The sequence below is a fragment of the Pseudomonas sp. LjRoot277 genome (genome assembly GCF_964253845.1).
GTDB lineage: Bacteria > Pseudomonadota > Gammaproteobacteria > Pseudomonadales > Pseudomonadaceae > Aquipseudomonas.
Genome location: NZ_CAXURI020000001.1, coordinates 5,732,811 through 5,749,514, shown reverse-complemented (window position 1 = coordinate 5,749,514; position 16,704 = coordinate 5,732,811). Strand labels below are relative to the sequence as shown.

Genomic DNA, 16,704 nt, shown 5'->3' with positions numbered 1-16,704 from the left:
GGTGGCCACTTCGAGGCGCAGCACTGTAACGGTATTGCGTCGACTGGCTCCCACAAAGGTGACCGAGTATGGATGATCACGGACGTAGTTCTTCCTCCAACCAGCCAATCCTTTATGTACTCGATACCAACGTATTGATTCACGATCCAAACGCCCTGCTTAACTTCGAAGAACACCACGTCGCCATCCCGATGACCGTGCTTGAGGAACTCGACAAGCTCAAGAGCGGGCATCACAGCGTGGCTGCAGAATGCCGTCAGGCGATTCGCCTGATCGACAAGACTCTGGGCGATGCCAGTCCTGAAGACGTCGAGCTCGGCGTACCGATCCAGCGTGGCAAAAGTGGTCCCAAGGGTTTGCTGTCAATTCTGATGAGCAAACGTGCCGAACCGAACATCATTCTGCCCGAGCACCTGAACGACAACATCATCATCAACCAGTTGATCGACCTGCACGCACGCGAACCAAAGCTGCCCGTGGTGCTGGTCACCAAAGACATCAACATGCGCCTCAAGGCCCGGGCTTGCGGGATTGCGGCCGAGGACTACAGCACCGACCAACTGGTTGACGACGTGTCGCTGCTGCCCAACGGTTATCACAACATGACCGGCTCCTTCTGGGACCGTGTGAGGAATGTCGACACCCGTCAGGACCATGGCCGCACCTGGCACCAGGTTCAGCTGATCGACAACCTGCCGGCGGTGCACGTCAACGAGTTCATCATCGATGAACAGGGCTTTGTCGGCTGGATCAAGGAGATCGAGGAAGACAAACTGCTGATTCTCGACCTGCATCAGGAACCCCTGTTGCACCAGGAAGCCTGGGGCCTGAAACCGCGTGACATCTATCAAAGCCTGGCGCTGTACGCCTTGCTCGATCCGGATATCCACCTGGTCAACCTGACCGGGGCAGCAGGTTCCGGTAAAACCATCCTCGCACTGGCGGCGGCGATCGAGCAGACCATGGTCAGCAAACGCTATCGCCGGATCATCGCGACCCGTAGCGTGCAGGGCCTGGATCAGGAGATCGGTTTCCTGCCCGGCACCGAAGCGGAAAAGATGGAGCCTTGGCTGGGCGCCATCACCGACAACCTCGAAGCCTTGCACATGGATGACGAAAACACCCATGGCAGCGTCGATTACATCCTCAGCAAAGTGCCGTTGCAGTTCAAATCCCTCAACTACATTCGAGGCCGCAGCTTCCAGCAGAGTCTGATCCTGATCGATGAATGCCAGAACCTCACGCCGCACCAGATGAAAACCATCATCACCCGTGCCGGCGCCGGTTCCAAAGTGGTGTGCCTGGGTAACCTGGCACAGATCGACACCCCTTACCTGTCCGCGACCAGTTCCGGGCTGACGTACCTGACAGAGCGCTTCAAGGATTTCCCCAACGGTGTGCACATCACCCTGCAAGGGGTGCCACGTTCGATTCTGGCCGAATACGCCGAATCGCATTTGTAACCCTCACCAAAACCGGGCGGCCTCAGAACTGCCCGGTTTCTTATCCCAACAAATAACCCTGTGGGAGCGGGCTTGCTCGCGAAGACGGCGGCACATCCGACATCGATGCGACTGACACACCGCATTCGCGAGCAAGCCCGCTCCCACAGGGGATTGTGGTGATCGGATAATCAAACGTGCGGAATTTTGACCCACAGGTTTACAATCGGGGCTCCTGATCAGGAGTATCCCTGTGCTGACTCATCTCGATTCCCAAGGTCGCGCCAATATGGTCGACGTCACTGAAAAAGCCGTGACGTTCCGTGAAGCAACGGCCCAAGCCCTCGTGCGCATGCTGCCCGAAACCCTGCAGATGATCGTCAGCGGCGGTCACCCCAAGGGTGATGTGTTCGCCGTGGCGCGTATCGCCGGTATTCAGGCCGCGAAGAAAACCAGCGATCTGATCCCTCTGTGCCATCCGCTGCTGCTCACCGGCGTCAAGGTCGAGCTCAGTGCCGAAGGCGACGACACCGTGCGCATCGTCGCGCGTTGCAAGTTGTCCGGACAAACCGGCGTGGAGATGGAAGCCCTGACCGCCGCCAGCGTCGCCGCGCTGACTATCTACGACATGTGCAAAGCCGTGGATCGCGGCATGACCATTGAAAGCGTGCGGCTGCTGGAGAAGCTCGGCGGCAAGAGCGGCCATTTCCAGGCGGACCAGCCATGAACGTCACCGTAAAGTTTTTTGCCCGTTACCGTGAAGCGCTCGGCGTTGATTCGGTGAAGGTTGAAGGCAGCTTCGCCACCGTCGACGATGTGCGTGCACTGTTGGCCCAGCGAGACGGTGCCGAAGTGTTGAGCGAGCAAAACTTGATGTGCGCTCGCAACGAAGACCTGTGCCAGCTCGATGAGCCGGTGAGCGATGGCGATGAAGTGGCCTTTTTTCCGACCGTGACCGGAGGCTGAGCCATGGCGATTCGCGTGCAATCCACGGCGTTCGATCCGGGTGCTGAAGTCAATGCCATGCATGCCGCCAATGTGGGCGTCGGTGCGGTGGTGAGTTTTGTCGGCTATGTTCGCGACTTCAATGACGGACTCGACGTCGCCGGGATGTTCCTTGAGCACTACCCGGGCATGACCGAAAAAGCCCTCGCCAAGATCGCCGCAGAGGCCGAGCAGCGCTGGCCGCTTCTCAAACTTGAAGTGCTGCATCGCATCGGCGCCCTGGAGCCGGGGGAGCCGATCGTCTTCGTCGGCGCCGCCAGCGCCCACCGCCAGGCTGCGTTCGATGCCTGCGCCTTTGTCATGGACTACCTGAAAACCCGCGCACCGTTCTGGAAGAAAGAAAACACCCCTGACGGGTCGCGTTGGGTTGAAGGGCGCGACAGCGATCATGCGGCGGCGGATCGCTGGAAGCAGTAAACAGTCTGCTGTTACTCGGTTGACTGTTCTGGCGCCTTCGCGAGCAAGCCCGCTCCCACATTGGTTCTGAGTCGAACACAAAATTGGTGTTTGAAGGAGATCTAATGTGGGAGCGGGCTTGCTCGCGAAGAGGCCATCCGCATCACCCCATTTCCCACTGATTGACCCCCCGACCATCGGCGGCCACATCTTCAAGAACCCCGATTGACGACCAATACATAAAAGTCCAGTATGGAATTACAAGTACAAAAAAGGCCTTCCCCCGTTTCTGCTCTTTCTTCTGTCTTGCCAAACCAACAACAACCCGCGAGAGAACGAACATGAAGAAATTCCCCCTCATCACCGGTCTGGCCCTGAGCCTGTTGGCGTGCAGCAGCCTGTTCGCCGCCGATAAAACCCTGCGCATCGGCATCGAAGCGGCTTATCCGCCGTTCGCGTCCAAAACCGATAAAGGTGAGATTGTCGGGTTCGACTACGACATCGGTAATGCCCTGTGCGCGCAGATGAAGGTCAAGTGCGTTTGGGTCGAAGGTGAGTTCGACGGTCTGATTCCTTCGCTTAAAGTGAAGAAAATCGACATGGCGCTGTCGTCCATGACCATCAACGAAGACCGCAAGAAGTCGGTGGATTTCACCCACAAGTACTACTTCACCTCATCGCGTCTGGTGATGAAGGACGGCGCGGTCGTGGATGACCAGTACGCTAGCCTCAAGGGCAAGACGGTCGGCGTGCAGCGCGCAACCACCACCGACCGTTATGCCACTGAGGTTTTTGAACCGAAGGGTATCAACGTCAAGCGTTACGGCAACAACGAAGAGATCTACATGGATCTGGCTGCCGGTCGCCTCGATGCCATTTTTGCCGACACCATCCCGCTGAACGACTTCCTGACGATGCCGCGTGGCAAGGGTTATGCCTTGGTCGGACCGGAGCTCAAGGATCCGAAATACGTGGGCGAGGGCGCCGGGATTGCGGTGCGCAAGGGCAACACCGAGTTGGTCTCCGAGCTGAACACCGCCATCGACGGTATTCGCGCCAACGGCGAATACCAGAAGATTTCAGAGAAGTACTTCAAGTCTGATATCTACGGCGATTGATCAACGGCATCGCCAGCAGGCTGGCTCCCACTTTGGAATGCATTCAACTGTGGGAGCCAGCCTGCTGGCGATGCGGTCGTGGGATCATGCAAATCTCTGGTAATAGCCCGAATTTAATCCCTTCTTAACCGGCTCGTCGTCTATTCCCCGATACCCAGCTGCGCGCGCCGGACTCTCAAAGGTCAGGGCCAGCGTGTAGACTTCTGGGCAATCGATATTCAGAAGGGAAACGCAATGAGCGAGGAAACGATGCGGTTAGGCCGTGAACGGCGCTATTTGGTGTTGCTGGGCATCATCTGCCTGGCGCTGATCGGTGGCGCGCTGTACATGCAAATTGTTCTGGGCGAGGCGCCGTGCCCGCTGTGCATCCTGCAGCGTTATGCGTTGCTGCTGATCGCGCTCTTCGCGTTCATCGGCGCGGCCATGCGCACCCGTCGCAGCATCACGGTATTTGAAACCCTGGTGGTGATCTGCGCCTTGGCGGGCGTCGGCGTGGCCGGGCATCACGTCTATACCCAGTTCTATCCGGCGGTCAGTTGCGGCATCGACGTTCTGCAACCGATTGTCGACGGTTTGCCACTGGCGAAGATCTTCCCGCTGGGCTTCCAGGTCGACGGCTTCTGCTCCACGCCATACCCGCCGATCCTCGGTCTGTCGCTTGCACAGTGGGCGCTGCTGGCCTTTGTGCTGATCGTGGTGCTGGTGCCGCTGCTCACTTCGCGTAACCGCAAAGCCCTGCGCTGAAGTCATCCGCCGCAATCGCTGGCACACAAAAAAACGCCCCGGCCCTCGTTGAGGGAACCGGGGCGTTTTGCATTTCAGGGCGCAGGTTAAATGACCTTGATGCGCGACAAGTATGGGTGCGGCACGTGTGCGACATGTTGTCACAGCGTGAGTGTCGCAAGGCATTTCAGGGCGCCGAATTGGTACATGACTACGCAACAAAATTGGCCTGCTTTAGCGTCCGGCAACTTCAACCCCAAAAATCCGGAACAGGCAGTTTTAACAGGCCTTGGCGAATTGCCGAAACCCTTGGCACATGGGGGCTTTGGCAGGGTCGAAGGAGGGCGCAGAGCCTTCGATACTGTCTGAACTGCCTGAGGTAGACCTACAATTTTTGGTGTTTTTGTTGAGAATTAATTTCGATACCATGGCGCACTTTTGCAAATACCGTGAATGATTGTTGCTGGAATGGATAAAAATTATTTCGGGATGAGACATGGTTTATAAAACGTTACATATCTACAATCGCCCGCACTGAATTCCCGGCACTGCTCATCCCTGAGCAGGAATAGGGCGTCGAGAGGCCGGTTGGCTTCATGCGACTCCCAGGTGTCGGTGCCTTCCAACTATCCGCACCAAATGGAATTGGTCTGTAACAAGGCCTTTGACCACGAATTCGAATAAGAACTCAACGCTGGCCCAGGATTTGTCGAACAGCGTCTGACGCGCGACGGGCAGCCACTTATTCAATCCAAGAAAAATGCCAACCCTTGGCAGGGTGAAGTGTTGGCGATCAAAACCCAACTGCATTGCGCAAGCTGCTTTAGAGGTCGTGAGATGAGTAAAAACAGGTACCCCAGACTACTAGGCTTATTGCCGCTGATCGGCACGTTGTTGCTGTCAGGCTGCAACATGACCTTGCTCGATCCCAAGGGCCAGGTTGGCCTGGACGAGCGAAACCTGATCATCACCGCAACGCTGCTGATGCTGTTGGTCGTGGTTCCGGTCATCGTCATGACCTTCCTGTTCGCCTGGAAATACCGCGCGTCCAACACCGACGCCGTCTACACGCCGAAATGGTCGCACTCCACCAAAATTGAAATCGCGGTGTGGGCTGTTCCAGTGCTGATCATCATTGCCCTGGGTTATGTCACCTACAAGTCGACCCACGCCTTGGATCCTTACAAGCCGCTGGAATCCGACGTCAAGCCGATCACCATTGAAGTGGTCGCGCTGGACTGGAAATGGATGTTCATCTATCCAGAGCAAGGCATCGCCACCGTCAACAAGATCGTGTTCCCGGCGCACACGCCGATCAACTTCAAGGTGACTTCGGACTCCGTGATGAACTCGTTCTTCATCCCGGCGCTGGGCGGCCAGATCTACGCGATGGCCGGCATGCAGACCAAACTGCACCTGATCGCCAACCAGAACGCTGAAATGGACGGTATCTCCGCCAACTACAGCGGCGCTGGTTTCACCGGCATGAAATTCAAAGCTATCGCCACCTCTCAGGAAGATTTCGACGCCTGGGTAAGCGAAGTCAAAAAGGCACCTAAACAGCTTGAAAAAGCTGAATACGAAGCCCTTTCCAAGCAAAGCCAGAACAACCCAGTCGAGCTCTACTCCTCGGTCACGCCGAACCTGTTCCAGATCATCGTCGACAAGTACGAAGGTATGAATCCGGGCAAGCCGATGCACCACGAGAAGAAAGAACACGAAATGGCCGCCATGGAAGGGATGGACATGAGTTCGCATTCAGCTGCCGGGGCAGAGGAGTAAACGATGTTTGGTAAATTAAGTTGGGAAGCGGTCCCGTTCCACGAACCGATCGTGATGATAACCATCGCCATGATCGCGCTCGGTGGTCTGGCGCTGTTCGCTGCAATCACCTATTTCAAGAAGTGGACCTACCTGTGGTCCGAGTGGCTGACCTCGGTCGACCACAAGAAAATCGGCGTGATGTACATCATCGTTGCCATGGTCATGCTGCTGCGCGGTTTTGCCGACGCCATCATGATGCGTACCCAGTTGGCCATGGCCACCGAGGGTTCGCCTGGCTACCTGCCGCCTGAACACTATGACCAGATCTTCACCGCTCACGGTGTGATCATGATCATCTTCATGGCGATGCCATTCTTCACCGGCCTGATGAACCTTGCAGTGCCGCTGCAGATCGGCGCGCGTGACGTTGCCTTCCCGTTCCTGAACTCCTTGAGCTTCTGGCTGCTGGTTTCCGGTGTGGTGCTGATCAACCTGTCCCTGGGCGTCGGCGAATTCGCCAAGACCGGTTGGGTTGCCTATCCGCCGCTGTCGGGCCTGCAATACAGCCCGGGCGTGGGGATGGATTACTACATCTGGGCGCTACAGCTATCCGGGTTGGGTACGACGCTGACGGGGGTCAACTTCCTGGCCACCGTGCTGAAAATGCGTACCCCGGGCATGAAGCTGATGGACATGCCGATCTTCACCTGGACCTGCACCTGGGCCAACGTTCTGATCGTGGCCTCGTTCCCGATCCTGACCGCTACCCTGGCACTGCTGACGCTTGACCGTTACATGGATTTCCACATTTTCACCAATGAACTTGGTGGCAATCCGATGATGTACGTCAACCTGTTCTGGGCTTGGGGTCACCCCGAGGTTTACATCCTGATTCTGCCGGCGTTCGGGATCTTCTCCGAAGTCATCTCGACCTTCACCGGCAAGCGTCTGTTCGGCCACCACTCGATGGTCTACGCATCGGGCGCGATCTCGATCCTGGGCTTCATGGTCTGGCTGCACCACTTCTTCACCATGGGTTCGGGTGCCAGCGTCAACGCCTTCTTCGGTCTGGCGACGATGCTGATTTCGATCCCGACGGGTGTGAAGCTATTCAACTGGCTGTTCACCATTTACCAAGGTCGTCTGCGTTTCACCAGCCAGGTTCTGTGGACCCTGGGCTTCATGGTGACCTTTGCTATCGGCGGCATGACCGGCGTACTGCTGGCCATCCCGGGTGCGGACTTCGTCCTGCACAACAGCCTGTTCGTGATCGCTCACTTCCACAACGTGATCATCGGCGGCGCGGTATTCGGCTACATCGCTGGCTTCGGCTTCTACTTCCCTAAAGCGTTCGGCTTCAAGCTGCACGAAGGTTGGGGCAAGGCAGCGTTCTGGTTCTGGATCTCGGGCTTCTTCGTCGCGTTCATGCCGCTCTATGCACTGGGCTTCATGGGCATGACCCGTCGTCTGAATGCCACCACCAACCCTGAGTGGGTGCCGTACCTGTACGTCGCCATGTTCGGTGCGGTGATGATCGCGGTCGGTATCGCCTGCCAGCTGATCCAGCTGTATGTCAGCGTGCGTGATCGCAACAAGCCGGAAAACATGTGCGAACACGGTGACCCGTGGAATGCCCACACGCTGGAATGGTCGACCTCGTCGCCACCACCGTTCTACAACTTTGCCGTGCTGCCAAAAGCGGACACCATCGATCCGTTCACTGAAGCCAAGGAAAACGGTACCGCGTACAAGGCTCCGGCCAAGTACGAACCGATCCACATGCCAAACAACACCGCGACCGGTGTGGTCATGGGTGCTCTGTTGACCGTGTTCGGTTTCGCGATGATCTGGCACATCTGGTGGTTGGCCATCGTTGGCCTGGTTGGCACCGTGGGCTACTTCGTGATCCATGCTGCCCGCGATGATCAGGGCTATATGGTGCCGGTCGACGTGATCGAGCGCATCGAAGCCGAGCAGCACAAGCGTCTGGTAGCGGCCGGGAAAGTTCCAGCCACCGCCACCCGTGTTGAAACCTCGTTGGAACAGGCTTAAACCATGTCGAACTTAGTGACCACTGCTGGACACGCCCATGGCACGGACCATGGGCACGACGACCATCACCACGACTCGGGCGAGATGACCGTATTCGGTTTCTGGCTCTACCTGATGACCGACTGCATTCTGTTTGCGTCGATCTTCGCAGCGTACGCGGTACTGGTTAACAACGTAGCGGGTGGTCCGTCGGGCCACGATATCTTCGAACTGCCGTACGTACTGGGCGAAACCGCTCTGCTGCTGTTCAGTTCGATCACCTACGGCTTCGCCATGCTGGCGTTGTTCAAGGGCAAGAAGAACCAGGTCCTGGGCTGGCTGGGCATGACCTTCCTGTTCGGTGCCGGCTTCATCGGCATGGAGATCAACGAGTTCCACATGCTGATCTCCGAAGGCTTCGGTCCTAGCCGCAGTGGCTTCCTGTCCGGGTTCTTCACCCTGGTTGGCACCCACGGTCTGCACGTGACCAGCGGTCTGATCTGGATGGCGATCATGATGTATCAGGTGCAGAAAAACGGCCTGACGGCGACCAACAAGACCCGTCTGAGCTGCCTGAGCCTGTTCTGGCACTTCCTGGACGTGGTGTGGATCTGCGTATTCACCGTTGTTTATCTGATGGGGACTATGTAAATGGCTAACGCACACGCCCATGACAACCACGACGCCGGCCACGGCAGCGTCAAGTCCTACGCGATCGGCTTCATTCTGTCGGTAATCCTGACGGTCATTCCTTTCGGCCTGGTGATGTACCCATCGCTGCCGAAAGCCCTGACCCTGTGGATCGTACTGGCCTTCGCAGTGATCCAGGTGCTCGTGCACCTGGTGTACTTCCTCCACCTGGACCGCTCCGCTGCCCAGCGTAACAACGTGATCGCGTTTGTCTTCGCTGCACTGGTCATCGTCCTGTTGGTAGGCCTGTCGCTGTGGATCATGTTCAGCATCCACTCCAACATGATGGCGCACTGAGGAAAGTCCGGATGTCCTTTAAGCACTTTATCCAAATCACCAAACCGGGGATCATTTTCGGTAACGTGCTTTCTGTGGCGGGCGGATTTTTCCTGGCCTCGAAAGGGCATGTCGATCTGGCCATTTTCCTGGCCGCCATGATCGGCACGTCGCTGGTGGTGGCTTCCGGTTGCGTGTTCAACAACTGCATCGACCGCGACATCGACCTGAAGATGGAACGCACCAAAAACCGGGCGCTGGTCCAGGGCTTGATCTCCCTGAAACTGGCCCTGGCGTTTGCGACCGTCCTGGGTGTTTTCGGCGTTGCACTGTTGTACAAAGTGGCCAACCCGTTGGCCGCGTTGTTCGCGGTGATCGGCTTCGTTATCTACGTCGGCTTCTACAGCCTGTACCTCAAGCGCAAGTCGGTTCACGGCACGCTGGTGGGCAGTCTGTCGGGCGCCATGCCGCCGGTGATTGGCTACGTGGCTGTGACAAACAGCTTCGACATGGCCGCACTGACGTTGCTGGTGATGTTCAGCCTGTGGCAGATGCCGCATTCCTACGCCATCGCGATCTTCCGCTTCAACGATTACCTGGCTGCATCGATTCCGGTGTTGCCGGTGAAGCGCGGGATTGAAGTGGCGAAGAAGCACATCCTGCTCTACATCCTGGCGTTCCTCGTGGCGACCTTGATGCTGACCTTCAGCGGCTACGCCGGCATGAGCTACCTCGCCGTCGCCGCGGCCATGGGCATGTACTGGTTGTACATGGCCTGGACCGGTTACAAGGCAGTGGATGACACGGTCTGGGCACGCAAGCTGTTCGTGTTCTCGATCTTCACCATTACCGCGTTGAGCGTGATGATGTCGCTGGACTTTAAAGTGCCGAGTGAGCTGTTGCTGACGTACGCGCCTTAAGATTCAGAGGCTGCACAAAAAGCCCCGCCTTCGAGAGAGGAGCGGGGCTTTTTGTTGGTAGACCGAAGCGCCCCTCCTTTTGCGAGTTGCCCCAAGTCAGTGAGTTGAAAACAATATGGAAAGCCCTTTGATTCACTTTCTAACAATGGATGTGTCATCGTAGTTTTAGTCAAATAACTCGCCAAAAATGCTGCTCGAATCGACCGGTATCGCAGCATTGGGCGAGCTGCGGAAGTAAGGTGGCGGCATTTACTCTTAACCCTCGGCATTGAGACTGCTCGTGGTTATGCTCAATCGTCGATGACAAGGAGTGATTTATGCGCAAAAGAGCGGTTGTGTTGTTTGGAGCTGGTGCATCGGTGGAGTATGGGGTGGCATCCACCTTCACGCTTACAGATATCATCGAAAAAGCTGTTATGGCCGATGAATACATGAAATATACCGGCGGCGACAGGGCTTTCGCTTGGGTGAAGGAAACGTTGAAAGGGTACTTGCAATCCCCAGGTGATGTGCAGTTCGAGCAGATTTACCATTGCGTTCATGAGCTGATCTATCACTTCGAGCCAGTCAAGGGCGCCGTCAACGAATTTCGTCCGTTGCTCACTCCGTTTGTTAGCATTAATGGCGCGGTAACCGAGAGGGCACTACGCAGCCTGGCAGGGAAGATGGTGGAGATTATTTACTCAAACATATCGGCATCCTGCGAGAACTGCCCACGGAGTTTAGATCCACTGATCACATTCATTGCGCGCCTACGCGACCGTTATGTGACGCGGATCTACACCACTAACTATGACGACTACCCACTGCAGGCTGCGCCCGATCTTTATACGGGGTTCGAGGTTAAGTCGAACGATGAGCCTAGGCGATTCGAGCTCAATGCGTTTTGGAACAAGCAGAATGTCGACTCCATTTTTCACCTCCATGGATCTGTTCACCTAGGCTTTGCCCGTCCACAAACTGGTTCGGAAATTGGTGAGCTGTTCTGGCTAGATGATCGGGCGGAGGCGTTGAAGTTCGCGAGCTTTAGCGGGAGTGATACGCGCCGCATGGATGGAAGTTCATTCTTGCGCACTTCTATCGTAACTGGCCTGGATAAGTTGTCCCGATTGCAGCAGCGTCCCATGTCCCACTATTACTCTGCGCTAGCGCTGGACGTGATGCACGCTGATGTGATCTTTGTGATCGGTTCGGGGCTAGGGGATTTACACCTCAATACCTGGTTGCAGGAGGCGCGCAGTCGGAGTCCGAACGTCCCTATAATTTTCGTGGACTATTGGACGAATGATTTTAGAAGACATATTGAGTTCGACTATGGACGTAAAGAAATCGAGATGATGCATGCTCTGCGTATTCTGATTGGTCAGCGCTACGGAGGGACGTCATTTGGTTCAGGATGGACATTGTCTAAGCGTGAAGACGCAGCAGTGTGGGGAAAGGGATTCCAAAACTTTCTCCAAGCCCCGGATGAGCTTGAGGAAGTTTTGGTACGGTTGGGCGGTTAGCGCCGTTGTTCGATCCACCCGAGCCTAAAAACACTGACATGCGCGTCTTAAGATTTATGCAGTATTCGTAAAGCCCCGCGCTTCAAGAGAAGTGAGGGGCTTATTAGTTCACGCGCGGTTGCTACCCGGTGCGTCGAGCACTTTCGCCACGTCATCGATGATCGCTTTGCTCATGTCCTGCAAAAAATGCGACGCCCAGGCATGGCGGTCGGTGTCACGAACCATGGCGGCGTCTGATGCGAGAAGTTTGGCGATATGGAGCAGGTCGGAGGCGTGGGAGAGGGCCTGGATGATCGGGACACCGGCATTGATGCGGAATAGTGGTTGATTGGCGTGGTAGGAGAAAGGGGTGAGACCGATGGTTTTCAGGTCTTGGGGATTGGTCATTGGGCACCTCCGGTGGTTGGGCGGTGGTGGGGGATGACCGGTGGAGCAGAGGCATTTGTTTTGAATAGGTTGAAGGTGTGCATCAGGAAACTCCGATAGACGCCTACATTAGATTCGAGTTATCAGGCCCGGTCGCTGAATTGGCAGCGACGGTTTGAAGTTAGCGTGCGTGGGTGAGAGCCACAATCGTAGCGATCTGGTGGCTTTAGGCGATGTCATGAAGCCAGCCAATGCCTTGTCGGACGCGATCCGTGTAGCAGCTGCCGAAGGCTGCGTTCGGCTGCGAAGCAGTCGCTAATCCGGGCGATACGGTTTAACTGAAAGACTGCAGTGTCTGATTTACGACTGCTTCGCAGCCGAACGCAGCCTTCGGCAGCTGCTACAGGGGATAGGGTGCAGTCCTGTTTGAGGAGGTACTTAGCTGTCCAGCAACCGGAAAAACCGTTCCCGCACCTGGCTGCTATCGCTATGCGCCACGTTGAAACGCAGGAAGTGGCTAGCGTCCGGCGCTTTGCTGAGCAGGGTGCCGGGCGCCAGTACAAGGTCGATTTCCAGGCCTTTCCTTGCCAGCGTTTCGGCATCCAGCCCTTCGGGCAATCGCGTCCAGATAAACAACCCTTCCCCCGGCAGCGAAGACACCGAGCAACCTGCCTCCTCCAGCCAACTCGTCACCCGACTGCTCGACTCGTAAAGCCGATCCACCGTGCGCCGGGTATGTTTGGCATAGCTGCCATCACTGAGCATTGTGCAGATAATCTGCTCCGCCAGTTCCGAGGTCATGCCCCCGGCGGCCATTTTGAGCGTCACCAGCCGCGCAGCCAGTTGCGGTGAAAGCACCGCGTAGCTGACGCGGCTGTTAGCCGTCAGGGTCTTGGAGAAACCGGACACGTAACTGACGTTGTCCAGTCCGCCCGCTGCCAGACGCGGAGTGCTTCGTTGCTGCAAGTCGCAATACAAGTCGTCTTCGACGATGTGGAAACCATAGCGGTGGCTCAACTCCAGCAAGCGATAAACCTGCGCCGGGGAGAACGAATGCCCGGTCGGGTTGTGCAGGGTGCTGTTGGTCATGTAGAGCACGGGACGATGGGCAATCAGCAGTTGCTCGAAGACCTCAAGGTCCATGCCGTCACTCCCGCGGGGGATGGTGATGACCTTGGCACCATGCAAGGCCAGATTGGTGTGCATGGTGAAGTAACACGGATCGTCGAGCAGCACCGTGTCGCCAGGTTTGACCAGCAGGCGCATCAGCATGTCGATGGCCTGCACGGTGTTGGCCGTGGTGATGATCTGGTCCACCGGCACTTCGATGCCCAAGGCCGACAGCTTGACCCGCAACGCCTCGCGCAGCGGCAGGTAACCGCTGGCGACGCCGTATTCACCCATGCGCAGGGAAGTTGCGCGCAGGGTGCCGCGCACGGCTTTCAGTAACTCGTCAGCCGGCAGCCACGAAGACGGCAGGAAACCGGCCCCAGGGCGCAGCGCGCCATTGTCCAGCAGCACCGCGCGGCGGACCACGCTGAGCGTGTCTTGAGGTTGCAGGTCCGGGCCGGCATCGGTCTTGATCGTGGTGCTGGAACGGTGCACGTAATGCCCCGAGCCCTGGCGTGAAACCACCAAACCCTTGGCCCGCAAGCGGTCCAGAGCATCCACCACCGTGGATTTGCCCACGTTCATCAACTCGGAGAGTTCGCGAATCGGCGGCAGCCGTGAGCCGTGAGGCAAGCCTCCGTGGCTGATTGCCTCCGATAACTGATCGACGATCTGCTGAACCAGCGGTACACCCTGCTGGAACTCGATAGCGGCGATCACTGCACGCTGAACCTGCATTTTACTGGTCTCTCCGGCAGTAAAGTTCGTTGAATTCTATACGAACTTGCTCTGATGAAAACAAGCGTCTCTCTCTACCATACCTTACAGACTTTCCTGATTGTCGGCGCTTGTGGCCTTGGCAGTCGCTTGGTTCCAGAGGTGTTGCATGAGTGTAGAAACAACGGTCGCCATCGCCAAACCGGTGATTAACATTCGCCTGTTCACAATCCGAATCATCACGGCCGTGTCGCTGTTTGCCGTGTTGGGCAAGGCCAACGTCTGGCTCGACACCGCCACCAACAGCATCCTCGCCCTCGGCTATCGGGCCTTGCTGTTGCTGTTGCCGTTGACCTTGTTGGTGTTGGGCCGGCGCTCGCTGAGCGTCACGTTGCTGTGCGCCGCCCTCGGATTGGTCTTGCTCGCGGTCACCAGCAATCAGGGCATGGTGATGTTCGCCGCCGCGTTGTTTGCCTACGGCATCGCCATCGCGGGTTACCTGATCAAGAGCGAAGCGGCCCAAACCAAAGAGGGCGCGGCCTACAACCGGGTGGCGATGAACATGGGCAGCCTGTTGGCGGGTCTGATCCTGCTCTCGCCACTCTTGACCCCAACCATGTTTTTCCTTGGCGCCGCCGCTTTCGTGCTGCTCTGCTTGCCCATCGCCATGGGCGCAACGTTCACCGCTCAACCGGTCGTTGCCCACCCGGTGACCCAGGACGGCAGCGGCTGGCGCAACAAGCTGCCGTGGGTGATCGCCGGCATCATCATGGGGATCAAGCTGTTTGGCGTGTTCTCGATCCTGCCGCAAGCCATCCTGCTTGAAACCGGTGAACTACCCGCCTGGTATGGCTTGATGCTGATCCTCAACAGCGCGGTGGTGGTGTTCGCTCAGGTGCCGATGATGAAACTGATCGAGCGCACCGGGCGTTTCAAGGTGGTCGCGGTGATCGGGATCATCGTCGGCGGTTTTGCGGTGCTTTCGTCTCCCGCCGCTTTTCACGTCGAAACCCTCGTCGGCGCGCTGATCTGGGTGGCGCTGCTGTCCCTCGCCGAATGTGCGTTCAGCTACCTCGATTACTTCTCCGTCAAACAAAACAACATGTTCGTCAAGGAAGTGTCCCTCGGTGTCGGCGCCGGGCTGACGGTGCTGATCATGCGGGTCGTGCCGCCGCCGTACAACGCGCTGGTGCTGGCTGCCATTGGCGCGTGCGGGATCCTGGCCTGGTACTACCTCAACCGTAAATCCAATGCGTCGTTGCACGACTGACTCATCGCGGTTGCGCTATTCACTTTCACAGGTCGGAGGTTTCATGAATACGACATCATGCGTAGTCGTGGTTGGGTACAACGGCAATCGGGTTCACGACATTCAGAAACTGCGCGAGCTCTGCAAGACGCTCTATGACGCCCGGCTCATCCTGCTGGTCGATCAGATTCAGCCCGATGACGAGCAAGTGGCGGATCACGTCTGCAGCACTTCACTGGCGCCCGAAGCGGTAGCGGCCTCCCTTGAACTGGTGGTGGGCTGCCTGAACGCCGATCGATGGAAGCTGATCGGCGTTCTGCCTTTCTCCGACCGTGGCGTGTTGCTCGGCGCCGCGCTGGCTTCGCATTTCGGCCTGCCCGGCATCATCCCGGGCGAGGCGCGGGCGGGGCTGGACAAGCAGATCTTTCGCAAACTGGAAGCGGCTGCCAGCACTTCACCGCAGGATTACCGTCCGGTGTTTTCCGCACGCATCGAGAGCTTGCCCGAACTGCGCCAGAGGGTCATCGAACTGGGCGGCAAAGCCTTTATCAAACCGGCTTGTGAAGGGGCGAGCAGAGGTTGTCGGGTCATCCATCATCCGTCCGAATGCGACGAGGCCTGGCAGGCACTCAAGCCGTATCGCGAAGGCGGCATCGTCCTCGAAGAGCTAATCCAGAACGCCCGGGAATACAGCTGGGATTACGTGGCCGGCAGCACCTGGGTGACCGAAAAAACCACCACTGAAGGCGCCTATCGCGCGGAAATCCAGCAGGTGGTGCCCGCGCCGTTGGCGGCCGACGTGCAGGCTCGATTGTCGGCAGCGGGTCGGCACATGTCGGCGTTGGTCTCGCTGGATAACGGCGCTTACCACAACGAAGTGTTCCTGCGCGCCGACGGCCTGACCTCGGCCGTGGAAACCAACATGCGCCCCGGCGGCATGCATATCTGGGACCTGGCCCGTCTGGCGTTCGTGGATTTCGATCCGTGGGAAAGCTGGGTCAGATGGGCGGTGGAAGGCAAGACCGAACACCGCGATCCCGTCGCCCGGGGTTATTGCGGCATCCGTCTGCTCAGAGCGTCGGCTGACGGTCTTTTGCGCGCCACCCCAGACATCGAATCGCTGGCCCGGAAACTGAACATCGAACTGGTGGAAGCGGTGTATGCCAAGCGCGTCGGTGATTCGGTCACGGCATTGGTGAAAGACAACACCTCATTCATCGGCCACGTCGTGTTGTTCGGCAAGGACTACGGACAACTCAGCGACAACCTGTTGCGGCTGGCAGAAGCGATCGAGTCACGCGTCGAGGTCACCTGCCTGGCCCCGGCGACGAGGGCCTGTGGCTGAGCCGTGGGACCTGCGTTTTTTTGCATTATTGATTCAGAGGGTTTGGT

At 57.5% G+C, this 16,704-nt stretch carries 17 protein-coding genes; 14 read left to right on the top strand and 3 right to left on the bottom strand.

Annotated elements, in window-relative coordinates:
- The first annotated feature begins 68 nt into the window (after window positions 1-68).
- The 4 genes from ACSQ87_RS26825 to moaE all read left to right on the top strand — a co-directional run bounded on the left by ACSQ87_RS26825 (window position 69) and on the right by moaE (window position 2,864).
- Entirely contained in the window at window positions 69-1,463 is a 1,395-nt protein-coding gene (locus ACSQ87_RS26825) for a PhoH family protein (RefSeq protein ID WP_046045946.1), read from the top strand.
- A gap of 232 nt (window positions 1,464-1,695) precedes the next feature.
- Window positions 1,696-2,169 carry a cyclic pyranopterin monophosphate synthase MoaC gene (gene moaC / locus ACSQ87_RS26820; protein WP_033061025.1) on the top strand — a complete coding sequence of 158 codons (474 nt, stop codon included), beginning with the start codon at window positions 1,696-1,698 and terminating at the stop codon, window positions 2,167-2,169.
- Window positions 2,166-2,408: a molybdopterin converting factor subunit 1 gene (gene moaD, locus ACSQ87_RS26815; RefSeq protein WP_033061027.1), complete on the top strand. Its 243-nt coding sequence runs from the start codon at window positions 2,166-2,168 to the stop codon at window positions 2,406-2,408. The genes moaC and moaD overlap by 4 nt, the downstream gene beginning before the upstream one ends.
- 3 nt (window positions 2,409-2,411) lie before the next feature.
- Window positions 2,412-2,864: a molybdopterin synthase catalytic subunit MoaE gene (moaE, locus tag ACSQ87_RS26810; protein ID WP_095132957.1), complete on the top strand. Its 453-nt coding sequence runs from the start codon at window positions 2,412-2,414 to the stop codon at window positions 2,862-2,864.
- Window positions 2,865-3,006: 142 nt separating this feature from the next.
- Here moaE and ACSQ87_RS26805 read toward each other — a convergent pair whose 3' ends face one another.
- Entirely contained in the window at window positions 3,007-3,186 is a 180-nt protein-coding gene (locus ACSQ87_RS26805; RefSeq protein WP_223429791.1) for a hypothetical protein, read from the bottom strand.
- Here ACSQ87_RS26805 and ACSQ87_RS26800 point away from each other — a divergent pair.
- The 8 genes from ACSQ87_RS26800 to ACSQ87_RS26765 all read left to right on the top strand — a co-directional run bounded on the left by ACSQ87_RS26800 (window position 3,185) and on the right by ACSQ87_RS26765 (window position 11,870).
- Window positions 3,185-3,961: an ABC transporter substrate-binding protein gene (locus ACSQ87_RS26800; RefSeq protein WP_436274750.1), complete on the top strand. Its 777-nt coding sequence runs from the start codon at window positions 3,185-3,187 to the stop codon at window positions 3,959-3,961. The two genes, ACSQ87_RS26805 and ACSQ87_RS26800, sit on opposite strands and share 2 nt — an antisense overlap.
- Before the next feature lie 234 nt (window positions 3,962-4,195).
- Window positions 4,196-4,705, top strand: a complete 510-nt coding sequence (locus ACSQ87_RS26795) for a disulfide bond formation protein B (RefSeq protein ID WP_033061033.1) — start codon at window positions 4,196-4,198, stop codon at window positions 4,703-4,705.
- Between the two features lie 816 nt (window positions 4,706-5,521).
- Window positions 5,522-6,466, top strand: coding sequence for a ubiquinol oxidase subunit II (gene cyoA / locus ACSQ87_RS26790; protein ID WP_150658921.1), 945 nt, complete (start codon window positions 5,522-5,524; stop codon window positions 6,464-6,466).
- A 3-nt stretch (window positions 6,467-6,469) separates the two neighbouring features.
- Window positions 6,470-8,500, top strand: a complete 2,031-nt coding sequence (gene cyoB / locus ACSQ87_RS26785; RefSeq protein WP_223429788.1) for a cytochrome o ubiquinol oxidase subunit I — start codon at window positions 6,470-6,472, stop codon at window positions 8,498-8,500.
- Window positions 8,501-8,503: 3 nt separating this feature from the next.
- Entirely contained in the window at window positions 8,504-9,130 is a 627-nt protein-coding gene (locus ACSQ87_RS26780) for a cytochrome o ubiquinol oxidase subunit III (protein WP_008147627.1), read from the top strand.
- Entirely contained in the window at window positions 9,131-9,466 is a 336-nt protein-coding gene (gene cyoD / locus ACSQ87_RS26775; RefSeq protein WP_223429787.1) for a cytochrome o ubiquinol oxidase subunit IV, read from the top strand.
- A gap of 11 nt (window positions 9,467-9,477) precedes the next feature.
- The gene (gene cyoE, locus ACSQ87_RS26770; RefSeq protein ID WP_008147631.1) at window positions 9,478-10,365 is read left to right on the top strand and encodes a heme o synthase; all 888 of its coding nucleotides are present in this window, start codon (window positions 9,478-9,480) and stop codon (window positions 10,363-10,365) included.
- Window positions 10,366-10,682: 317 nt separating this feature from the next.
- A complete protein-coding gene (locus ACSQ87_RS26765; RefSeq protein WP_436274749.1) occupies window positions 10,683-11,870 on the top strand; it encodes an SIR2 family protein in 1,188 nt (395 codons plus the stop codon).
- Window positions 11,871-11,978: 108 nt separating this feature from the next.
- Here ACSQ87_RS26765 and ACSQ87_RS26760 read toward each other — a convergent pair whose 3' ends face one another.
- Window positions 11,979-12,257 carry a DUF3077 domain-containing protein gene (locus tag ACSQ87_RS26760; protein ID WP_436274748.1) on the bottom strand — a complete coding sequence of 93 codons (279 nt, stop codon included), beginning with the start codon at window positions 12,255-12,257 and terminating at the stop codon, window positions 11,979-11,981.
- 417 nt (window positions 12,258-12,674) lie between these two features.
- Window positions 12,675-14,084, bottom strand: a complete 1,410-nt coding sequence (locus tag ACSQ87_RS26755; protein ID WP_436274747.1) for a PLP-dependent aminotransferase family protein — start codon at window positions 14,082-14,084, stop codon at window positions 12,675-12,677.
- 148 nt (window positions 14,085-14,232) lie between these two features.
- Between ACSQ87_RS26755 and ACSQ87_RS26750 the strand changes: the two genes are divergently transcribed.
- Together ACSQ87_RS26750 and ACSQ87_RS26745 are read left to right on the top strand one after the other, a co-directional pair.
- Window positions 14,233-15,333: a hypothetical protein gene (locus tag ACSQ87_RS26750; protein ID WP_436274746.1), complete on the top strand. Its 1,101-nt coding sequence runs from the start codon at window positions 14,233-14,235 to the stop codon at window positions 15,331-15,333.
- Between the two features lie 43 nt (window positions 15,334-15,376).
- A complete protein-coding gene (locus tag ACSQ87_RS26745) occupies window positions 15,377-16,657 on the top strand; it encodes a biotin carboxylase (RefSeq protein ID WP_436274745.1) in 1,281 nt (426 codons plus the stop codon).
- Window positions 16,658-16,704: the final 47 nt, after the last annotated feature.

What these genes read in the sequence shown, in the direction of transcription:
- ACSQ87_RS26765 (WP_436274749.1), top strand. Translation starts at nt 10,683, where the DNA reads ATGCGCAAAAGAGCGGTTGTGTTGTTTGGAGCTGGTGCATCGGTGGAG.
- cyoB (WP_223429788.1), top strand. Translation starts at nt 6,470, where the DNA reads ATGTTTGGTAAATTAAGTTGGGAAGCGGTCCCGTTCCACGAACCGATC.
- cyoD (WP_223429787.1), top strand. Translation starts at nt 9,131, where the DNA reads ATGGCTAACGCACACGCCCATGACAACCACGACGCCGGCCACGGCAGC.
- moaD (WP_033061027.1), top strand. Translation starts at nt 2,166, where the DNA reads ATGAACGTCACCGTAAAGTTTTTTGCCCGTTACCGTGAAGCGCTCGGC.
- ACSQ87_RS26805 (WP_223429791.1), bottom strand. Translation starts at nt 3,186, where the DNA reads ATGTTCGTTCTCTCGCGGGTTGTTGTTGGTTTGGCAAGACAGAAGAAA.
- moaE (WP_095132957.1), top strand. Translation starts at nt 2,412, where the DNA reads ATGGCGATTCGCGTGCAATCCACGGCGTTCGATCCGGGTGCTGAAGTC.
- ACSQ87_RS26800 (WP_436274750.1), top strand. Translation starts at nt 3,185, where the DNA reads ATGAAGAAATTCCCCCTCATCACCGGTCTGGCCCTGAGCCTGTTGGCG.
- cyoE (WP_008147631.1), top strand. Translation starts at nt 9,478, where the DNA reads ATGTCCTTTAAGCACTTTATCCAAATCACCAAACCGGGGATCATTTTC.
- ACSQ87_RS26750 (WP_436274746.1), top strand. Translation starts at nt 14,233, where the DNA reads ATGAGTGTAGAAACAACGGTCGCCATCGCCAAACCGGTGATTAACATT.
- ACSQ87_RS26780 (WP_008147627.1), top strand. Translation starts at nt 8,504, where the DNA reads ATGTCGAACTTAGTGACCACTGCTGGACACGCCCATGGCACGGACCAT.
- ACSQ87_RS26795 (WP_033061033.1), top strand. Translation starts at nt 4,196, where the DNA reads ATGAGCGAGGAAACGATGCGGTTAGGCCGTGAACGGCGCTATTTGGTG.
- ACSQ87_RS26760 (WP_436274748.1), bottom strand. Translation starts at nt 12,257, where the DNA reads ATGACCAATCCCCAAGACCTGAAAACCATCGGTCTCACCCCTTTCTCC.
- ACSQ87_RS26825 (WP_046045946.1), top strand. Translation starts at nt 69, where the DNA reads ATGGATGATCACGGACGTAGTTCTTCCTCCAACCAGCCAATCCTTTAT.
- cyoA (WP_150658921.1), top strand. Translation starts at nt 5,522, where the DNA reads ATGAGTAAAAACAGGTACCCCAGACTACTAGGCTTATTGCCGCTGATC.
- ACSQ87_RS26755 (WP_436274747.1), bottom strand. Translation starts at nt 14,084, where the DNA reads ATGCAGGTTCAGCGTGCAGTGATCGCCGCTATCGAGTTCCAGCAGGGT.
- ACSQ87_RS26745 (WP_436274745.1), top strand. Translation starts at nt 15,377, where the DNA reads ATGAATACGACATCATGCGTAGTCGTGGTTGGGTACAACGGCAATCGG.